Here is a 17,196-nt window from a genome sequence, read left to right as displayed (position 1 = left end):
CCGCCGGACCGGGAATAGGGCAATTTCATGTGTGGCCATCGGCGCAACACGGGCCCGATGCGGAACAGTCGCCGGTGCGGCGCCAAAACCCGATCCGGGGCGCCGTGCCAGGCGCCCGCCGTCTCCGGCAAGAGGCGCTGCCGGATGCACGGCGGGGCGGCCGGGTCGGGGGCGCCGATCAACAATCGCAGCGCGCTCAAGCATGGCCTGTTCACGCGGGAGACGCTGTCGCAGCGGAAGGCCGTGAACGCGTTGCTGCGGGGGGCGCGCGCGCTCCTGAAGCCCAAGTAGATGGCGCCGGCGCGATTGCAGCGAGCGCTGCTGTCACCGGCGATCGTCAACCGGGTCCGCCTTGCTCCGGGGATCGTCGTGCGGCGACAGTCGAGGATCGCGCGGAGGGAATGGAACGCCAGCGACGAGACGCGAAGCGCCGGGGTGCATGAGGCCGTCAGCCCACCGGTGTTGAGACCATCCTGCGCCCTTGCGACGGCGGACCAATCGGAGTTACTTACACGCAGCTTGAGTCGCTGGGGCACCGTCACCTCCCCCGCCCGCGGCGATCAGGCCACCCCCAAACCTGCCGAGCCCGTGGGCCCGGATTGTCTTCTCAGTTCGGAAACGCTGGTCCGGGCCGCTCAACCGACATCGACTTGACCGGCCATGATCGGCCCGGTCGCACCACCAAGGAATCACATGCCTCGCCAGAACCGCGCCTTCACCGTCGAGATCAAAGGGCGCCGCAAATCCGGTGCCTTCGACTGGAAAACGGCGGTTGCAGCCGCCGAGAGCCCGCCGGTGTTGCGTGAGGTGAGCAAGAGCCCCGCCGCCGCCGGACTTCCGTCTGACGCGCCGACGCCCCGACGGATCCTGCCGGCGCTGCCGCGAGCCGACACCGTACCCGACGCTCCTCTGGCGACCACGCGACGGGCGCGACGCGATGCAGACAAACCCCTGCCGCCGGTTGCTGCCTCCGCGTCAATCGACGAGGCCGTTCCCGCGCCCCAGCCGCCCGTCGATCGCCCGGCTGAAAAGGCCACGGGTCCATCAGATCGCGCAGAGCCTGCCATGACGCCCTCTCCGATCCGTCGGATGTGCCGCACCGACAGGATTGCACTTGCGCTGTCGCGCGCCGAGAAGTGGAAGCGCCGCTTGCCGGCGATCCTCCGATAGGCCCCTCGACCGCATCAGACCGGTGATGCGCGGCGCCACCGAGGGTGCCGCGACGCCAGCATCGTCAAGTGGGACGAAGTGTCGTGTCGGGGCCGCGCAAACCGGCTGCGCGTTAGAACCGATCCCCGCTGGCTGTCGACATATTGTCGTGAAAGCCTGTCCACCGGCCATGCAGGAAACTCCCTTCCCCCTGTTGTCGGTTCGCCGTCCGACGTCGAGGAAGACTCCCGAAACGACTGCCGCAACAAAAAGCCCCGGAATGCTCCGGGGCCTTGGTTTTAATTTGTGGCTTGGATGAGTTCGGACGTTAGAAGCCCATGCCGCCCATGCCACCCATGCCGCCGCCACCGCCTGGCATGGCGGGGGCCGCTTCCTTGCTCGGTGCCTCGGCCACCATGGCCTCGGTGGTGATCAGCAGGCCCGCAACGGACGCCGCACCCTGAAGCGCCGAACGAACGACCTTCGCCGGGTCGACGATGCCGGCTTTCAGCATGTCGCCGAACTCTTCGGTCTGGGCGTTGAAGCCGTACGTTTCCGACGCATTCGCGAGGATCTTGCCGACCACGATGGAGCCTTCGACGCCGGCATTCTCGACAATCTGCCGGATGGGGGCCTCAAGCGCGCGCAGCACGATGGCGATGCCGGCGCGGACGTCGGCGTTGTCGGACGTGAGCTTGGCGACGGCCGCCTTGGCGCGCAGCAGGGCGGTGCCGCCGCCGGCGACAATGCCTTCCTCGACCGCCGCCTTGGTGGCGTGCATGGCATCGTCGACGCGATCCTTCTTCTCCTTGACCTCGATCTCGGTCGAACCGCCGACGCGGATGATCGCGACGCCGCCTGCGAGCTTGGCGAGGCGCTCCTGCAGCTTCTCACGGTCGTAGTCCGAGGTGGTCTCCTCGACCTGCGCCTTGATTTGCGCCACGCGGGCTTCGATGTCCTTCTTCTGACCGGCGCCGTCGATGATTGTGGTGTTTTCCTTCTCGATGCGGACGCGCTTGGCGCGGCCGAGCATGTCGAGGGTGACGGTCTCGAGCTTGATGCCGAGGTCTTCCGAGATGACCTGGCCGGCGGTGAGAACGGCGATGTCCTCGAGCATGGCCTTGCGGCGGTCGCCGAAGCCCGGAGCCTTGACGGCGGCGATCTTCAGGCCGCCACGGAGCTTGTTGACGACGAGGGTCGCGAGCGCCTCGCCCTCGATGTCCTCGGCGATGATGAGGAGCGGCTTGTCGGTCTGCACGACGGCTTCGAGGATCGGCAGCAGGCTCTGCAGCGTCGAGAGCTTCTTCTCGTGGATGAGGATGTAGGGATCCTCGAGCTCGGCCACCATCTTCTCGGCGTTGGTGATGAAGTACGGCGAGAGGTAGCCACGGTCGAACTGCATGCCTTCGACGACGTCGAGTTCGGTCTCGGCGGTCTTGGCYTCCTCKACCGTGATGACGCCCTCATTGCCGACGCGCTGCATRGCTTTTGCAATCATCTCGCCGATGGACGCATCGCCGTTGGCSGAAATCGTGCCAACCTGGGCGATCTCCTCCGATGAGGCGACTTTCTTGGCGCGGGCCTGGAYGTCCTTGACCGCTTCAGCCACCGCGAGATCGACACCGCGCTTGAGGTCCATCGGGTTCATGCCGGCCGCCACCGCCTTGGCGCCCTCGCGSACGATCGACTGCGCGAGAACCGTCGCGGTGGTGGTGCCGTCGCCGGCGACGTCGCTGGCTTTCGAGGCGACCTCGCGCACCATCTGKGCGCCCATGTTCTCGAACTTGTCGGCGAGCTCGATYTCCTTGGCGACGGTSACGCCGTCCTTGGTGATGCGCGGMGCGCCRTAGGMCTTRTCGAGSACYACGTTMCGGCCCTTGGGRCCSAGCGTGACCTTCACGGCGTTGGCGAGGATGTCGACGCCGCGGATCATCTTGTCACGCGCGTCTGAGGAAAATTTAACGTCTTTGGCAGCCATGATTTGAAATCTCCAATGATCAATAAAACGGAAAGGGATCCGACTTTAAGCCGCCTTCGCCTTTGAAACAGCGTTCTCGATCACACCCATGATGTCGGATTCCTTCATGATCAGGAGGTCCTGACCATCGATCTTCACTTCGGTGCCTGACCACTTGCTGAAGAGGACGCGATCGCCCGTCTTGACGTCGAGAGCCACAAGCGTTCCGCTCTCATCGCGGGCGCCAGGACCGGCGGCAACGATTTCGCCCTCTTGCGGCTTCTCCTTGGCGGTGTCGGGGATGATGATCCCGCCTTTGCTCTTGTCTTCGGCATCGATGCGACGCACGACGACACGGTCATGCAATGGACGAAACGTCATGGCGGATATCCTGTTTTACTGAAGAACGGGAGGCGCTCGGAGGCGCCTAAGCGCGTTTCCTAGCACTCATAGACTGCGACTGCTAATGGAAACGTTGCGCGGCTGCTCCCGCAGAACGTCGGCAAGGCCTTCGCTGCGGCGCACAGTCTCCCTGATCCCATCCCGCAACTTCACTGTTTAAGTGGATGGATTCCCTGTTCCGGAGAACAGGGAATCTGCCCGAAGCTCCTGAAAAAAGGAGCTGAATTGGCGCAAGGGGGAGCGCCAAAGTCATCATTTACGAGCACTTCTCTGTAAATTCCGTGTTTCTCCTCGAGGTGACCGAGACAGGTTCGCAGAAGACTGCCTCCACCGCCATCCCCCTTATCGCTCAATGACGATCGCTGAAATAATCAGCTTTTCGTCTATCCGACGTGCGCACATGACAGTCTGTAAGTGTCTGCATCGCGCCGTGTAGCCCGCCGGTCACCTAAGCTGATCCGCTCAGGCGCCACGTCGGTTTTGGCGGAAAATGGGTCCCTTTCGATTGAGCTTGGGGGCACCTGGCATCCGTGAACGTGACAATCCAGGGCGGCCGAGCGTCCGATTGATCAAACTTCGAGGTTGCCGAGGCGGCGACGGTCGCTGCGAAGCGGATGGGCGTCCGGCGCGTCAGGTTTCAGGGGTGCCTGGCGGAACAATCCGCCTGAAATGCGCTATCCTATCTGACCCTGCGACTTCGCCACCGAGCCCGCGCACAGGAGGCTCTCATGACCACATTCAAAGTCGGCTACTTGATTGGCAGCATTGCCAGGGAATCGATCAACCGGAAGCTCGCCCTGGCCCTGACCAAGGTGGCTCCGGAGCACCTTGAATTCACGGAGATTCCGATCAAGGACCTGCCGCTCTACAGCTACGATTACGATGCCGATTATCCGGCGGTCGCCACGTCCTTCAAGGATGCCATCAAGGCCGTGGACGCGGTTCTGTTCGTGACCCCGGAATATAACCGTTCAATTCCCGGCGGGCTGAAGAATGCCATCGACTGGGCCAGCAGGCCCTACGGGAAAAATGCGTTCACGCGCAAGCCATCGGCCGTGATCGGCACTTCGCCGGGCGCCATCGGCACCGCCGTGGCGCAGCAGCAGTTGCGCAGCGTCCTCAGTTTCTGCAACTCGCCTCAGATGAACGCCCCGGAGGCCTATATCCAGTTCACGCCCGGTCTCATTACCGATGAGGGCGAGATCACCAACGAGTCCACGGCCGAGTTCCTGAAGAACTACATGGCTGAGTTCCACCAATTCATCATCAGGGTCTACACCGCGCTGCCCCGGGACGCCTGAGAGCTTGCGACGGATCAAGCTGGGAACGGTCACGGTCCTCGCTTTGAGGCCCTGACGACGCCGAGATTCTTCGACAAGCTTTCGGCGGCGAAGTGAGCGAGCCGGCTTTCGGGTCGCCCGCCACTCCGCCGGCCGCGCGAAGTCTCTGGGCCATAAGAGATCTCCTCAGAGCCGCTGCATGTCGTTGTCGATCGGCAGGAGTTGCCCTGAGAGCGACTTGCCCGCGTCCGACGCGAGAAAAAACGCCAGAGCCGCGATGTCCCTGGGGTCGACCAGCGCTTTGATCGACTGATTGGCCATCGACTCCTGCGTCACCTCCTCGATCGTTCGTCCGCTCACCTGTGCGCGACCTTCGAACACCTTCTGGATTCGGGGTCCGTCCACTGGGCCCGGCAGGATGGCATTGACCCTGATGCCGTGGTCGCCCAACTCGATCGACAAGGTCTTGGTGAAGCCAATCAGGCCCCATTTGCTCGTCGCGTAAGCGCCGCGGTTCGGGTAGCCGAACCGTCCCGCTGCCGACGACATGTTGATGATGGCCCCTCCTCCCGCGCGAATGAGGTGGGGAATGACCAGACGGGTGACATTGAAGGTGCCGGTCAGGTTGACCTGCAGGACCTTCTCCCAAGCTTCGGGGTCCAACTCGGCAACCGGCGCGGTCGGACCGGCGATGCCGGCATTGTTGATCAGGACGTCGATGCCGCCCAACGCCTGCGCCGCGTCGGTCACCATGCGCTCGATCTGCTCGCGCTCGGAGACATCGCAAAGACCGGTGACGAGGCCTGGAAGTTCGCGTGCCAGTTCGGCGAGGCCGGCCCTATCGATGTCGCAGACGAACACCTTGGCGCCATTGGCCACGAAGGCCCGTGCCATCTCCCGCCCGATGCCGGAAGCCCCCGCCGTGATCAGAACGCGCTGCGCCATGCCGACCTCCTTGAAGGCGTGCAGGTTAAATGTTCCGCCGACAAAAGTATCGCTCCCGGTATCGCCTGACGGATGGGAGGCCGCATGGCCGCTTCGGCGCGAATGGTCCGCGCTAGGCTTGAGCCAGTTCCAGCGGACCGCGCCGCCCGATCCGTTCTTGATCGTCGGGGGAGCCATAGCGCCGGTCGAGTATCCGGGTGGTGTTGGCCCAGTCGGCCATGGACTGGACCGTCTTCATGTGCCTCGCGACGAAAGGGTCGGAACGCCATGCCCTTACGCGCGGCCAGAGAATGTCGAGGGACTCGTGAAGTACGTTTCCGACCTTCGCTTCGTAGATCGGATAAGCGCGGAGCGCTCCATCGGGTTCGATCTGCAGAATGTCCAGATCGACCACGCTCACTCCGGGGCGAGGCAGGAAATACCTGACATCGGTCGTGGAAATGTCGAGAGCGTTGCCTGCGCGGGCAGCAAGGCGCCGCCCGACTTCGATCAGATCGATCAGTTCCTGGAGAGAGAGAAGCTCGCTTGCCTCGAACGCCCGCTCGGCGGCCAGACCCGATGGAATGACAGCGCCGAAGCGGATGAAATCGAGCCTCGGGAATCGTTTGATCGTCGCCTCGACAAACCGCTCCAGATCCGCTTCCTTTGCGCCCGAGCGGGTCAGCGTGTAGCCGATCCCGAACGTAAAGCATGTCTCTCCGGCCGACCGGCGCTCGTCTCTCACCCGGTGCAGGACATCGAGCGCTTTCATCCCGCGCTCGAATGCGCCGGCGCGCGCGCGGATGGCGTCATGGATCGCGGCGTCGGCGCCATCGATGCTCAACGCCACGCTCGAGGCCGCATCCGCAAGCGCAATGGCGGTCTTCTCCTGCATGGACCAGCCGCTCGTGAACACCGTCACGGCGACGCCCGCGTCCCACAGACGTTTCATCGCCTCGACGGCCCAACGGACCGATAGCGGTTCGCCGCCGCTGATCGAGACCTTTTCGGCTCGTGCCGCGAGAATGAAGTCGACCACGCGCATGGCGTTATCCCGGTCCAGGGTTCGGGCGGGCCGCCGGCCCGATTCCGAATAGCAATGCCTGCATCTCAGCGGGCACGCGTAGGTAATATCCCAGATGAATTTCCCGATTTTGACGGTCATGGTTCCTGCCCCAACTGCCGCCGCATTCAGCGGGGCGAAGAAAGAATTGAAACAATATATCATCCGCGAGACCCGGGCTTGCCACTACTTGCCGGTTGAGTGTCGTTAGGGCGTCTACTCGCGGAGCGCGGCATGAGCCGCCCTCCTGCTGGCAAACCGCTCAGGATCGGGATACTCGGGTCAGGGATTTCCGGATGATGAGCAGCAGCAGAAACGCCGTCAGCCCCAGGGCGCTGAACAGGTTGATCCGTGCGATGGCGCTGTATTGTTCGCCAGTGAATTCCTGAAGCGGTGCGCCGTAGCGGCCGCTCAGCCCGACGAAAAGCAACGCCGGCAGGATCGTCAGCGAGAGCCGCGCCCATGCCTCGGTGCGCCGAAATATCATGAGGGCGATGATGGCGCAGGGCACATAAAACCACTCCACCCCCGACGCCGTTCCGAAGATCCTGGCGCACAGGACGGTGTTGCCGAGCCCGGCGAGCAACAGCATGACCCGTCCGCCGAGCGAACTGCACCGCGCCAGAGCGGGGACGGCGATGAAGAAGGGAGTGGACACAAAGGTGAGCAGGGAGGGCCAGGCGTCGTGGCCGACGAGCGCGAACAGATAAAGCGGGTAGAAAGGCTGGTTCCCGGCGACGAGCAGCGCGATCTTGTTGGCCGCCGCAACATGCGGGTCTGCGCTTGCCATGTAGCCGTTGAGTCGTTGGGGGAGACTCATCCGGGTTGCGGCAGCGTCCGCGCGCGCGGCGAGGCGACGTGGGTGCCGCGCATCGCGTTGTCTGAACGCGGTCTCATGCTTTTTGATACGCGATCTGCGACCCGTCTTCGGCGGTAAAAACCAGGGCCTGCCATGTGGGCGTGTCGTCATACCATGTGTCGAGTCGGACAGGTCCGGTCAGGGCAAAACGGCGGGCGGTCAGCGCCTGTCCCGACGCAGTCTCAATTCGCTCCGCACCCTTGAAGGCAACCGCGGGCCGCATCAATTCGCCCGTCTGGGTGTTGATGAAGGGGCCGTCCAGCATCCGCCGATTCCAATGGGTCGCGGGAAGCGCGTTGGAAGGCGCCTCGTAGGACCCGGATTTGGTGGAGACGATGGAGAGCCCTTCGCCTTTCCGTTCGCCGGACACGCGAAGCCGGGTGCCGTTGTCGTTGGTGTCGGCATCGAGCGCCACGACATTGTCGCCACGCCAGGTCTCCGTTACGCGATGCGAGTAGCGGTAAAGTGGAACGGGGCCGAGTTTTACCGTCAGGTCAACGGAGACGCGCACTACGAGCGTATCGCCCGCCTTGCTGAACGTCACCTGGTGGTAGCCGATCGTTTCGCCCTTGCGCACGACCTTGAAGGTGAGCCTGCCCCCAGCCGGCACCGGCAAGGCCGCAAGCCCGTCTCCCGACGTCAATGTCAGCGCACCCGCGCCAAGGAGAAAGGCGCGACGATCCATCATGAGGCCGGATCCTTTTCGGCATGCGTGACGCAATAGAGCCCTACGTCGATTGCGCCGGTCCTGAAACCTGCCTCGCAGTAACAGAGGTAATAGTCCCAGAGTCGACGGAAGCGTTCGCCGAACCCGATTCTCTCGATATCGGGCCACGATCGATGAAAACGAATGCGCCATTCGGCGAGCGTTTCCGCATAGCTCTGGCCGAACGTCTCCGCGGCTGTCAGCTGCAGGCCGGCGTTCTCGATCTCGCGGCGCAACGCCGTCTTGGAGGGCAGCATTCCGCCCGGAAAAACATGACGCTGGATGAAGTCCGCACCCTCCCGGTAATCCTCGAAGCGGGCCTCATCGATCGTGATGACCTGGAGCACCGCGCGGCCATCGTTCTTCAACCGAGCCCTCACCGTGTCGAAATAAACCGGCCAAAACCGCTCGCCGACCGCCTCGAGCATCTCAATCGACACGATGCGGTCGAACTCACCCCGGACGTCGCGATAATCCTGAAGGCGCACGTCGATCAGGCTCGCAACCCCATCGCGCCGATGCGCCGCGACCGCAAATTCGCGCTGTTCCTTCGACAGGGTGAGAGCGACGACCTCGGTCTTCCCGATGCCCGCAAGCCTCGCCGCCAGCGCGCCCCAGCCGCAACCGATCTCAAGAACCCTCTCGCCGTCCTGGATATCGAGCATCGAGACGATCCGGTTGAACTTCTCTTCCTGAGCGGCCTCCAGCGTCAGCCCGTCGCGTGCGTAAAGCGCGGACGAATATGTCATGCTGCGGTCGAGCCAGAGGGAATAGAAATCGTTCCCGAGATCGTAATGGAACGCGATGTTGCGACGGCTTCCTCCGCGGGTGTTGGATCGCAAGACATGCGACAGGCGGTGAACCGCGCGCAGCATGGCGGATCCCCGCATCAAACGCTTGAGCGCCGGCGTGTTGACGGATGCAAGTTGAATGAGCGCAGTCAGGTCGGGGCTCGACCAATCGCCGTCGATATAGCCTTCGGCGAAACCGATATCGCCCTTCGTCGCCAGTCTGCGCAGAGCGCGCCATCGATGCAGGATGAGCGTCGCTTCCGGGCCTTCGTGGCGGGAGACCGCCCGAACGCGCTCGCCCGTCGGCGTCTCGACGATGAGGCTGCCGAAGGCGATGCAGGACAGCAGTCTACGCAGCAGCGCGGGGGCCAAACCGAAGCCGAACCGACCGCGTTTGTGAGGTACGCGCTGCGCGAGGGTTCCGCCCGAACTCTGGGAAGGCATGGTGATGTTCCTTAGATTTGCGAATGCGGCGCCACGATCGTGATCGGTCGTTCCGGCGGCGGAGGACGGTTGCGAAGCCCGACACCTTTGAGCCACAGCCGAAGCGCCTCCCAATGGATGCCCCCCATGACCTTCAATGTGAGCAGGGGGTGGGTGAGAAAGACCCTCGCGAGCGCCGCGTCGCTGATCGCACGACGGCGGCCTGTGAGTGCGGCCGCCAACACAGTGCCGGAGAGGTCATCGCAGTGGATCGAAACCGACACCCTGTCCGCAGGCGGCCGGACGCGGAAAGCATAGGTGAGATCCATGTCGAGGAAGGGCGACACATAGAATCGCTTCGGAGCCGATTGCGACACCGATTCCAGATCCTCCGTCGGCACAAGGTAGCTGTGTCTCTGACCGAAAGTGTTCGACACTTCGTAGAGGGTCGCCCGGAGCGCATTGTCCTGGCCGTAGCAGAAATACACGCTGAGGGGGTTGAAGGCATATCCGAGAATACGCGGCATGGTGAGGAGACGAATGGCGCCTCCGTCGGGCGTCAGGCCCGCTTCCGCCATCGCTCGTTCCACATGCTCGCGCAAAGGCGTCCCGTCGCGCGCGCCGTAATCGCGCTCGTGGAAACTGAACAGATTGAATCGGTCGCGAGAGAGCAGTCGAAGCGAGCGGGCAAGCGTCGGCAGCTCGTCGAGGTCGATGAGGAGCCAATAGACCCCGTACCGCAGTTTGTGCTCCTTCGGCTTGAAGCGCCGATGGAAAACCGTCCCGACATAGAGGGCCGACGAAATTGTCACGATGCCATTCCAATCCGCATACCAGCCGGTTGCTTCCGTGCAATCCTGATCCGGGCCGATTCGTCGGCGACCTCCCAAGGCCGCCTGACGCCGCCCAGTTCTTCTGCGACCGCGAGGCCCGCCTGCAGGCCGTCTTCATGGAAGCCGGAACCGAAATACGCGCCGCAGAACCAGGTCTTCTGCTCGCCTTGCAGCGACCAGAGGTCATCCTGCGCGCGGATCGCCGCTTGATCGAACAAAGGATGCTCGTAGGTCCCGCGCCAGTAAACCCGCGCCTCGCGCGGCGCGATGGCCGGGTTGAGTGAAACGAAGAGCGGCACATCCCGTGGCTGCCCTTGCAGCAGGTTCATCCAATAGGTCACCGACGGGTCGGCACGCTCCCGGCCTCTCTCGGCGAGATAATTCCAGCTCGCCCACACGCCTCGGCGTTGCGGCATGAGTCGATCGTCTCCGTGCAGGATCGTCTCGTTGCAGCTGTAGCGGAAGGCTCCGAGGATCTCGCGCTCCTGGCGGGTCGGCTCGGCCAGAAGCCGCAGCGCCTGATCCGCATGGGTGGCGAGGACCACGTGGTCGAAGCGCTCRCTCGCGCCGCGAGCGGTCTCGACGGTGACGCCTCTGGCATCGCGTTTCACCGTTCGCACCGGTTCCGACGACCTGACGCGGTCGGAGATCGAATCCCGCAGCCGGTCGACATAAACCCGGCTTCCGCCTTCCACCGTTCGCCAGACCGGCCGTCCGGTCAATTTCAGGAGGCCGTGATTCTCACAAAATCGGATGAATGCCGCGGCGGGGTAATCCTGCACGCGATTGGCGGGCGTCGACCATATGGCTGCCGCCATGGGAAAAAGATGATCTTGCCGAAAGGCCGAACCATAATTGTTGGCGTCGAGATATTCGCCAAGGGTCGTAAGATCGAGCTGCGCGATGTCGCCCGGTGCATTCTTGTAGAAGCGGTAGAGATCCGACAGCATGGACCAGAAGCGGGGCCGCGCGAGATTGGATTTCTGGGCGAAGAGCCCGGCGAGATTCGTGCCGCTATACTCAAGCGCGCCGCCATCGAGTGACACGGCAAACGACATGTCGGTCGCCCGGGTGGGGACGTCCAGATGGGCGAACAGCGCCGTCAGATTCGGGTAGCTTGCCGTGTTGTAGACGATGAAGCCGGTATCGACCGGGAGGAGCCCGCCCTTGTAGGGGACCGTCACCGTATGGGAATGCCCGCCAAGGCGCGGCTCGGCTTCGAACAAGGTCACGCGATGGCGCTGGCTGAGCAGCCAAGCGGCCGATAGACCCGAAATGCCGGACCCCACAACCGCGATTTCCAGCGGTTGTGGGGAATGGCCGGAGCGCGGAGGGAGCTGTGTCACACTCAACGGGCTTCCTTTCAGTTTGGTGTCCTGACCATAATACGGGTACGTCAGGTCGTTGGATCACTCCGTTCGCCAGGGATGATCCAAAACCTCGACCGCTTCGTAACAGGGAGTATGAATGCCCGCGGATTTTCCTCAGCCGGTCGCCTTGTCGGATCCTTTCCCCCACCGGGATTGGGAGCGATGAAGCGCGCGACGTCCCAGGATGACGCGCAGGCCCGGGAATTCCGCCGCTTGATCGCCGCCATTGCGACAGATCGAGATCGGGATGCTTTCGCGGCCCTCTTCAGCCATTTCGCGCCCCGGGTTAAGAGTTACCTCATGCGCTTCGGCACGGCGGCGAATGCCGCCGAGGAACTCGCGCAGGAGACGTTGTTCATCGTCTGGCAAAAGGCGTCCTCGTACGACCCGGAGCGTGCCGGAGCGAGTGTCTGGATCTTCACCATCGCCCGCAATCTGCGGATTGATCAGCAACGTCGCGAAATGAAGTCTCGAAACCTCGAGCCCGATCCCAGCGACGAGCCCGAGCCACCCGAGCGAAGCGACAGCCTGCTGATGGCCGAGGAACGCGAGGCGCGCGTCCGGGAGGCCCTCGAGGCGCTCTCGGAGGAGCAGGCGAAAATCGTCGAAATGTCGTTCTTTCATGAAAAGCCCCACGCGATCATCGCCCGAGAGCTCGGGCTGCCGCTGGGTACCGTCAAATCAAGGATCCGTCTGGCTATGACGCGCCTGCGCAGCCTTCTGATCGACCTGACATGAGCATCTTTCATCATCACCCGACCGATTTCTCGCTCGCGCGTTATGCGGCAGGGACCCTCGAGCGAGGACCGGCGCTCGTCATCGCGGCGCATCTTGAGGCATGCGGCGCGTGCAGGGAGCGCGTGTCGGATTTCGAAATGATCGGGGGCGCCTTCCTCGAGGATCTCCCACCCGTCGCCATGGAGCCCCATGCATTGTCACGGGCCTTTGCGCGCATCGAGATGCCCACAGGAGTCGCTACCGCCGCGATACGCCGCCCTGTTCAGGTGCTCGAACCGATCGAGGGGCTGTCGCTCCCACGAGCGCTTCGTCAGTGCGACATTGGACGGTGGCGCTGGGGTGGACCCGGAGTCCGGTGGAGCCGCGTCGGATTGCCGGGCGACGAGAGGGCGGATGTCAAGCTCTTGCGGATCGGAGCCGGGCGGAAGATGCCTCATCACGGCCATACGGGGACGGAATTCACTCTCGTGCTGAAAGGGTCCTTCTCCGACGAGACGGGGCATTATCGTCCCGGCGACCTTGTCGAGGCGGATGCCGAAACCGAGCATCAGCCCGTGGTGGACGCCGACGGTGAGTGCATCTGCCTTGCAGCCGTAGAGGGGCGGCTCCGCCTGGGCGGATTCCTCGGCCGGCTGCTCCAGCCGTTGACCGGCGCATGAGGACTCGCCGGTGACGGCTTTGCAAACCGCCATTCTCGTGCTCGTCGTCGCCATGGCTGTATCGGGCGCCATGGCGGTCGCTTGGGTGATCCAGCGCCGGACGGGACAATCCGGTTGGATCGACACCATCTGGTCACTGTCCGCCGGTGTTGCGGGATCCATCCTGGCTCTGGCGCCGGTTCAGGCATCGGATCACTTCACCGCACGGCAGCTCGCGGTCGCCACGCTTGTCTTGCTGTGGGGCCTGAGGCTGGGCATCTCTATCGCGCGGCGCACAGGGAACGGTGGCGATGATCCGCGCTATGCCGAACTCGAGCGTGAATGGGGCGATGACTTTCCCAAACGGCTTTTCTGGTTTCTCCAGATTCAGGCGGTCGCGGCCATCATCCTCGCAATATCCGTCTTCGTGGCGGCGCAGAACCCCGTGCCGGGCCTGCGCTTCTGGGATGGGATTGCGATCGTGGTTCTTGTGATCGCGATTATCGGGGAAGCGGTCGCCGACTCCCAGCTTCGTCGGTTCAAGCGGAACGCAGCCAATAAAGGCCGCATCTGCGAGACGGGTCTTTGGGCGTATTCGCGCCATCCCAACTATTTTTTCGAATGGCTGGGCTGGTGCGCCTACCCGCTCTTCGCCATCGATGTGAGCCTCGCCTATCCGTGGGGGTGGCTGGCGCTTGCGGCGCCGGTCATGATGTACTGGCTGCTCGTGCACGTATCGGGCATTCCTCACCTCGAAGCGCATATGGAGCGATCGCGCGGGGATGCGTTCCGGGCGTACAAGGCGCGGGTCAATGCGTTCTTTCCCGGGCCGCGCAGAGCGTAGGTGGCGCAGGCCGACAACCGGCCATTTTCACTGGCGGAGAATCAATGTCGTCAGGAAATAGCCCACCGTCGCCGAAACGCACGTCAACACCGTGCCCCAGGTGAGGTCCGCAAGCGTGAGGAGCGTCGTCCAGTTCTTCAACGTAGCCTGATTGGTAAGGTCGTAGGTTGCATAGGCCATGAAGCCGAAGATCGCACCGTTGATCGCCGCGGTGGACCAGTTGCCGGACGTCAACGCCGGTGCGATGGCGAAATAGACGATGCCGACAACATAGAGCAGGTAGAACGCGGTCGCCGGGACGAAACGGGGCTGGGCTGCCAGCGCATCCCCCATGATCGGGCGATAGAGCATCCCCGTCATCGTGCTCAACCAGATTGCATCGACGGCGAGAAACACGACCGCCGTCACCCCGTAGGCCACCAGATAATTCTTCACGCGCTCGCTCTCCCCTGACCGACCCCATCGGGGGGCCTGCGTTCAAGTACGAAGCGCAGGCCTCACCGGATCACTTCTGAAGGGAGTGCTTTCTCGCCCGGACGCCGTGAATCCGGTCGGAATCAATATTTCGGCACAAGGCGATCGTTGCTCAACGGGGCTTGCATGCGGAAGCGCAGGCCTTCGCGCGCAAAATCGAAATTCACTTCTGCGTTGCATTGGGTCGTGAGCACCCGCTGAAGAAGCGTGGACCCGAAACCCCTGCGCTTTGGGGTCTCGACCTCGGGTCCGCCGCGTTCGGTCCATTCGAGACAGAGCTTCTTGTCCTCGCCGTCCTCCATCAAAATCCACGACACGTGAACGCGGCCATCCGGAACCGAAAGCGCGCCGTATTTCGCCGCGTTTGTGGTGAGTTCGTGTATGGCCATGCCGGTCGGCACCGCGAGATCTGCGGAGAGCTCGACGGGTGGACCTTCGAGGACGATTCGGTGGGTCGAATGGTTGTTGTAGGGGGAGAGCTCAGCCGTGAGCATTTCCTGCAGCGATCCCATCTKCCAGTAATCTTCCGTCAGAAGCGTATGCGTCTTGGCGAGCGCCACGATCCTGTCAGAGAAAGAATGGTAGAACTGATCCATCGAATGGCTGGATCGCCTGGTGCCTCCTAGCAGCCCCTGGACCGTCGAAAGCGTGTTTTTCACCCGATGGTGAAGCTCCCGGATCAGAAGAGCCTGTCGCTCATGTGTCCGCTGCCTCTCCTGCAGGTGCGCTTCGACTTCCCGCTGACGCCGACGCGCCCGCAAGGCGGATTGCGTTGCGTTTGCAAGGACGGCAGGATGGAAAGGTCGTTCGAGGACGGTAACGTTTCCCAGCATTTCCGGCAGGTGAAGATCGGGCGAGCGGCCCCGCGTCGTGAGCACGATGAAGGGAAAGTCCGACCAGGGTGGTTGCCGGCTCGCCCATTCGGCAAGCGGGCGCCGGTCGGACGACAGCAACGCTTCCTCGGTCACCACCGCGCATCCCGCCTTGTCCAGGTTGCTCAGCACAGCCTCGAGCGTGCAGCAGACAAGGGAATGTAAGCCCACTTCGGCGAGGATCTTTTCAGCCACCGCCCCGTCCCGGCCGACCGGAGCCAGGATCAGGACGTACGCATTACTCTGCACCATCGCCTGCGCGATCCTTCATGAGTTGGGCACTCGCCCCGTCAAACGTCGGGACGCCGGTCAGGACGCCTCGGAAATCGCTCAACGGTGAACCAACGAGCAAACCCTCTTCATCGATCCGGAACTCGCGAATCGTATCCTCATGAGGTCCGGTCCGTTTCTTGAGAACCGACAAAGCGCGGCGCACGCGCCCCTTCGCCTCGAAAAACCGCAGTAGCACGACGCAATCGCTCAGGTAGGTCAGGTCGATGGGTGAGGCCATCTGCCCCACCATCCCGTGCTGAGCCAGAACCAGGATCGTCACCACACCCTGTTGATTCAGGTAAGTGAGGATCTCGTGCATCTGCAGCACGATAAACTGCTCCTCGGGCATCGCGTTGAGGTAGCCGGTCAGGCTGTCGATCACGACCACGCGAGCGTTGTCCTGCTCCACGGCTTCACGCACGCGCCCCGACAACTCGCCCGGCGACATGTTGGCCGGGTCGATCTGCGCAACCTTGAGAAGCCCGGATTCCAGAAAAGGATCGAGATCCATCCCGATCCCTGCCGTTCTCTCGCGCAGGATCTTCGTGGTTTCGTCGAAACTGACCATCAGGGCTCGTTCGCCGCGCGCCAGGGCGGCATGCACATAGCTCACGGCAAGCGAAGACTTGCCCGCGCCGGAAGGGCCGATCAAGAGCGTGCTTGTTCCGCGATCGAGGCCACCACCCAACAGATTATCAAGTTCGGTCACGCCGCTCGTAATCGGCTCCGACTCGAATTCCCTGTGATGTTCCGCCGCGACAAGGCGCGGATAGACCTGCACACCGCCTTTCCGGATCACGAAATCATGGAACCCTCCGCGGAAGTCGGAACCGCGCATCTTGATGACGCGCAGGCGGCGGCGCTCCTTGCCATATTCCGGGGCCAGTTGCTCGAGGCGAACCACCGCATGGCTGATGCTGTGCAGATTGAGGTCGTCCTGCTCCGACGTGAGATCGTCCAGCATGAGAACCGTTATATCGTGGAGGAGAAAGAAACTCTTGAGCGCCAGAACCTGCCGGCGATACCGAAGGGAGCCTTGAGATAGAAGGCGGATCTCCGACAGACTGTCGAAAACAACCCGGGCGGGCTTCACCCGCTCGACTTCCGCGAGCGCCATTTGAACCGTTTCCCCGAGCTCGAGGTCGGACGAATGAACGAGGCTCTGCTGCTGGCGCGGATCGAGGCTGAGCTCGGGTGGCACGAGTTCGTAGATTTCGATGCCGTCGAGCGACCAGCCGTGCCGCTCTGCAACGGAGAGAAGCTCACGCTTGCTCTCGGACAGGGTCACGTAGAGACAGCGCACGCCCTTCTGGACGCCGTCCAGCAAAAATTGCAATCCGAGGGTCGTCTTGCCACAGCCCGGGCGGCCCTCGATCAGATGAGCGCGATTGGACGCGTAGCCCCCGGTCAGAATATCGTCCAGACCGGGTACACCAGACGGAATCGGGGCTGCATCGGGATGAGGCTCGGGTCGCATTAATTGGTCCTTGCGAAGGTGAGTTTGCTGGAAGGTATCCACAGCCTCGGCTAAATAGGGCCTGCGTTAGAATTTTCCAACCAGCGCATGCGGGAGCTGCCCATCCGGCCTTTGGCACCGGAG

At 63.1% G+C, this 17,196-nt stretch carries 18 protein-coding genes; 5 read left to right on the top strand and 13 right to left on the bottom strand.

The features are described from left to right. Nucleotides 1–536: hypothetical protein (locus AC1DVM_RS02955; RefSeq protein WP_477251903.1), on the bottom strand; the 536-nt coding region annotated here is incomplete at its 3' end. A gap of 157 nt (nt 537–693) precedes the next feature. On the opposite strand from AC1DVM_RS02955, the gene AC1DVM_RS02950 reads away from it, so the two are divergent. Continuing rightward, nucleotides 694–1,170, top strand: a complete 477-nt coding sequence (locus tag AC1DVM_RS02950) for a hypothetical protein (RefSeq protein ID WP_477251902.1) — start codon at nt 694–696, stop codon at nt 1,168–1,170. A gap of 307 nt (nt 1,171–1,477) precedes the next feature. Here AC1DVM_RS02950 and groL read toward each other — a convergent pair whose 3' ends face one another. Together groL and groES are read right to left on the bottom strand one after the other, a co-directional pair. Further along, nucleotides 1,478–3,127, bottom strand: coding sequence for a chaperonin GroEL (groL, locus tag AC1DVM_RS02945; protein ID WP_477251901.1), 1,650 nt, complete (start codon nt 3,125–3,127; stop codon nt 1,478–1,480). Nucleotides 3,128–3,172: 45 nt separating this feature from the next. Further along, nucleotides 3,173–3,487: a co-chaperone GroES gene (gene groES, locus AC1DVM_RS02940; RefSeq protein WP_477251899.1), complete on the bottom strand. Its 315-nt coding sequence runs from the start codon at nt 3,485–3,487 to the stop codon at nt 3,173–3,175. Between the two features lie 749 nt (nt 3,488–4,236). On the opposite strand from groES, the gene AC1DVM_RS02935 reads away from it, so the two are divergent. Further along, nucleotides 4,237–4,809 (top strand): NADPH-dependent FMN reductase, encoded by a 573-nt coding sequence (locus AC1DVM_RS02935; protein WP_477251897.1) that lies wholly within the window; start codon nt 4,237–4,239, stop codon nt 4,807–4,809. Between the two features lie 165 nt (nt 4,810–4,974). On the opposite strand, the gene AC1DVM_RS02930 is transcribed toward AC1DVM_RS02935, so the two are convergent. From AC1DVM_RS02930 to AC1DVM_RS02900, 7 genes are all read right to left on the bottom strand, one after another. Next, nucleotides 4,975–5,910 carry an SDR family oxidoreductase gene (locus AC1DVM_RS02930; RefSeq protein WP_477251895.1) on the bottom strand — a complete coding sequence of 312 codons (936 nt, stop codon included), beginning with the start codon at nt 5,908–5,910 and terminating at the stop codon, nt 4,975–4,977. Next, complete coding sequence (locus AC1DVM_RS02925; RefSeq protein WP_477251893.1) at nt 5,846–6,877, bottom strand: radical SAM protein; 1,032 nt, start codon at nt 6,875–6,877, stop codon at nt 5,846–5,848. Before AC1DVM_RS02925 ends, AC1DVM_RS02930 begins: the two co-directional genes overlap by 65 nt. A gap of 160 nt (nt 6,878–7,037) precedes the next feature. Then, entirely contained in the window at nt 7,038–7,595 is a 558-nt protein-coding gene (locus AC1DVM_RS02920) for a hypothetical protein (protein WP_477251891.1), read from the bottom strand. Nucleotides 7,596–7,668: 73 nt separating this feature from the next. Next, a complete protein-coding gene (locus tag AC1DVM_RS02915; protein ID WP_477251889.1) occupies nt 7,669–8,322 on the bottom strand; it encodes a DUF6134 family protein in 654 nt (217 codons plus the stop codon). Further along, on the bottom strand, nt 8,319–9,575 hold the full coding sequence (locus tag AC1DVM_RS02910) for a class I SAM-dependent methyltransferase (protein WP_477251888.1): 1,257 nt from the start codon (nt 9,573–9,575) through the stop codon (nt 8,319–8,321). The genes AC1DVM_RS02915 and AC1DVM_RS02910 overlap by 4 nt, the downstream gene beginning before the upstream one ends. 11 nt (nt 9,576–9,586) lie before the next feature. Beyond that, nucleotides 9,587–10,366, bottom strand: coding sequence for a DUF1365 domain-containing protein (locus AC1DVM_RS02905; RefSeq protein ID WP_477251886.1), 780 nt, complete (start codon nt 10,364–10,366; stop codon nt 9,587–9,589). Beyond that, nucleotides 10,363–11,733, bottom strand: coding sequence for an NAD(P)/FAD-dependent oxidoreductase (locus tag AC1DVM_RS02900; RefSeq protein ID WP_477251884.1), 1,371 nt, complete (start codon nt 11,731–11,733; stop codon nt 10,363–10,365). Before AC1DVM_RS02900 ends, AC1DVM_RS02905 begins: the two co-directional genes overlap by 4 nt. 186 nt (nt 11,734–11,919) lie before the next feature. Here AC1DVM_RS02900 and AC1DVM_RS02895 point away from each other — a divergent pair, with 186 nt between their 5' ends. Genes AC1DVM_RS02895 through AC1DVM_RS02885 form a run of 3 tightly spaced genes read left to right on the top strand, consistent with a single transcriptional unit; the run spans nt 11,920 to nt 13,977 of the window. Continuing rightward, nucleotides 11,920–12,495 carry a sigma-70 family RNA polymerase sigma factor gene (locus tag AC1DVM_RS02895; protein WP_477251882.1) on the top strand — a complete coding sequence of 192 codons (576 nt, stop codon included), beginning with the start codon at nt 11,920–11,922 and terminating at the stop codon, nt 12,493–12,495. Continuing rightward, nucleotides 12,492–13,154: a ChrR family anti-sigma-E factor gene (locus AC1DVM_RS02890; protein ID WP_477251880.1), complete on the top strand. Its 663-nt coding sequence runs from the start codon at nt 12,492–12,494 to the stop codon at nt 13,152–13,154. Before AC1DVM_RS02895 ends, AC1DVM_RS02890 begins: the two co-directional genes overlap by 4 nt. Before the next feature lie 19 nt (nt 13,155–13,173). After that, complete coding sequence (locus AC1DVM_RS02885) at nt 13,174–13,977, top strand: DUF1295 domain-containing protein (protein WP_477251908.1); 804 nt, start codon at nt 13,174–13,176, stop codon at nt 13,975–13,977. 27 nt (nt 13,978–14,004) lie between these two features. Here the strand turns inward: AC1DVM_RS02885 and AC1DVM_RS02880 are convergent, their stop codons facing one another. The 3 genes from AC1DVM_RS02880 to AC1DVM_RS02870 form a co-directional block, all read right to left on the bottom strand. Further along, entirely contained in the window at nt 14,005–14,412 is a 408-nt protein-coding gene (locus AC1DVM_RS02880; RefSeq protein ID WP_477251878.1) for a DUF2177 family protein, read from the bottom strand. Between the two features lie 122 nt (nt 14,413–14,534). Then, the gene (locus AC1DVM_RS02875; protein WP_477251876.1) at nt 14,535–15,575 is read right to left on the bottom strand and encodes a sensor histidine kinase; all 1,041 of its coding nucleotides are present in this window, start codon (nt 15,573–15,575) and stop codon (nt 14,535–14,537) included. After that, nucleotides 15,562–17,073: an ATPase domain-containing protein gene (locus tag AC1DVM_RS02870; RefSeq protein WP_477251874.1), complete on the bottom strand. Its 1,512-nt coding sequence runs from the start codon at nt 17,071–17,073 to the stop codon at nt 15,562–15,564. Before AC1DVM_RS02870 ends, AC1DVM_RS02875 begins: the two co-directional genes overlap by 14 nt. Nucleotides 17,074–17,196 lie beyond the last annotated feature (123 nt).

Source organism: Microvirga sp. P4_A5 (assembly GCF_056402495.1).
This window is presented reverse-complemented; position numbering and strand designations above follow the sequence as displayed.

Bases quoted from the DNA above. Each gene is read 5' to 3' on its own strand.
- AC1DVM_RS02930 (WP_477251895.1), bottom strand. From the start codon at position 5,910: ATGGCTCCCCCGACGATCAAGAACGGATCGGGCGGCGCGGTCCGCTGG.
- AC1DVM_RS02890 (WP_477251880.1), top strand. From the start codon at position 12,492: ATGAGCATCTTTCATCATCACCCGACCGATTTCTCGCTCGCGCGTTAT.
- AC1DVM_RS02870 (WP_477251874.1), bottom strand. From the start codon at position 17,073: ATGCGACCCGAGCCTCATCCCGATGCAGCCCCGATTCCGTCTGGTGTA.
- AC1DVM_RS02950 (WP_477251902.1), top strand. From the start codon at position 694: ATGCCTCGCCAGAACCGCGCCTTCACCGTCGAGATCAAAGGGCGCCGC.
- AC1DVM_RS02920 (WP_477251891.1), bottom strand. From the start codon at position 7,595: ATGAGTCTCCCCCAACGACTCAACGGCTACATGGCAAGCGCAGACCCG.
- AC1DVM_RS02910 (WP_477251888.1), bottom strand. From the start codon at position 9,575: ATGCCTTCCCAGAGTTCGGGCGGAACCCTCGCGCAGCGCGTACCTCAC.
- AC1DVM_RS02925 (WP_477251893.1), bottom strand. From the start codon at position 6,877: ATGACCGTCAAAATCGGGAAATTCATCTGGGATATTACCTACGCGTGC.
- AC1DVM_RS02915 (WP_477251889.1), bottom strand. From the start codon at position 8,322: ATGATGGATCGTCGCGCCTTTCTCCTTGGCGCGGGTGCGCTGACATTG.
- groES (WP_477251899.1), bottom strand. From the start codon at position 3,487: ATGACGTTTCGTCCATTGCATGACCGTGTCGTCGTGCGTCGCATCGAT.
- AC1DVM_RS02935 (WP_477251897.1), top strand. From the start codon at position 4,237: ATGACCACATTCAAAGTCGGCTACTTGATTGGCAGCATTGCCAGGGAA.
- AC1DVM_RS02895 (WP_477251882.1), top strand. From the start codon at position 11,920: ATGAAGCGCGCGACGTCCCAGGATGACGCGCAGGCCCGGGAATTCCGC.